The organism is Halorubrum tibetense, assembly GCF_042661865.1.
GTDB classification, from domain to species: Archaea; Halobacteriota; Halobacteria; order Halobacteriales; family Haloferacaceae; genus Halorubrum; species Halorubrum tibetense.
The window spans coordinates 1-1,512 of record NZ_JBHSWW010000419.1 but is presented as its reverse complement, the minus strand read 5'-3'; the positions used below and the strand labels follow the sequence as shown (position 1 = coordinate 1,512).

The following is a 1,512-nucleotide window of genomic DNA, read 5'->3' as shown; positions in this document are numbered from 1 at the left end:
GTCGCCAGCAGGGACAAGATCGTCTCGTGAACGAACATTCCTCGGTCATTACGGAGCGTTCCGATGATTTTCCGGAGAACCACTGGCTCACGAAGTGCGTTCTCTGCGGCATTGTTCGTCGGAGAGACCGCTGGCTCACCGACGAAGGTGAGCCAGTGGTCGAGACCTCCTTCGATCTTCCCGAGCAGTGTTGCCACTGGTCCGTCGGGTACTGACCGTTCAATCAGCGATTCAAGCTCTCTTCGCGCCACACGCTGGAGGTCTGCTCTCTCACGAGGGCTTGGGTCGCTCTCCAGCCGGGCCTGGAGAGCGACGTACACCTGTCTGAGAGCGTGGTAGATCGGTTCACCTTCTGCCTGCTTTTCGGCGGCGTCTTCAGCCTCTCGAAGAATGTGCGCCCAACACCGCTGGAGGTTGCTGCTGAAAGCTGGGTACGCCGTCCACCCGTCACAGATGACCGTTCCCGCGAAGTCCTCACCGAGGACTTCCGCGGGAACATCACTCCCACGACTCTCTCTCACCGCGTATAACGTATGCTGAGCGGTCTTGAACGTCCAGATCCATGCCTGCTCACCGTCACGTTTGATGCCTGTTTCGTCGATATGAACCACGTCGGCATCTCGGATCTCTTGACGGATCTGCTCGTACTCACAGCGACCGGCGCGCGCAGCGCGCTCGGTCGCGTGCCACGCAGATGCACCCGAGAGTTTGAGTCCATGCAGCTGCTCGAAGCGGTCAGCGATCTTCCGGTAGGGAAGGCGGTGATCGTACCGTGACAGAGCTGATTGAGCGATGACGTTCACCCCGAACTGCCCCTCATCGGGGCAGTCGGGGTGAGCCGCAACTGTCTCTGTTCCACAGGAATCGCACTGGTAGTAGTGGCGGTTGTACCGAGTGATTTCTGGGGGCTGCGGATCAGGGATCTCCTCGACGAGTCGGGGGCTGACGCCCACCGACTCGTCGAAGTGGTCGCCACACTCAGGACAACAGTCACAGGTGACTTCGATTTCTTCGTCGGGATCAGCTGTAGAACGCCACTCCGGATCGTGACCGTCCTTCCGACCGGGAGTGCCGCCGTCAGTTCGGACATCGTCATCTTCGTCATCCTGCGAGGTCGGGGACTCGTCGGTCCCCGACCGTCGCTTGCTGGGTGGAGTGTGTGGATTTTCGTACTTTCGGAGGCGTGTTTCGAGTTCTTCGATCCGCTCTTGCTGCTGCTCTATTCGTTCGTTCTGTTCCTCGATCCGCTCATTTTTCTGGTTGAGCTTTTCTTCCAACTCGTTGATTCGCTCCTCCATCTGGAGAAACCGCGAGAGAAGTTCATCCTTGGTGAGATCGTCCCAGCTCATCGATCCCACCTCGGAACGGCGACAGCAGGGCCAACGGGATGGTCTCCGCTGCTCGGAGACCATCCCTGAGAAGGCATTCCCGATTCCTGCTGACGGACCATGTGTCCCCCGCGTGTCTCTATCTACGAGACAGTGACGAAATCAGCCCGGGCTAAACACGTAC

General features: G+C 59.0%; 1 protein-coding gene. It reads right to left on the bottom strand.

All coding sequences use genetic code 11. The annotated features are described in order from the left end of the window. Positions 1-1,349 (bottom strand): IS66 family transposase (tnpC, locus tag ACFQEU_RS15740; RefSeq protein ID WP_379783701.1); only part of this gene is annotated, 1,349 nt, incomplete at its 3' end. Between the last annotated feature and the right edge of the window lie 163 nt (positions 1,350-1,512).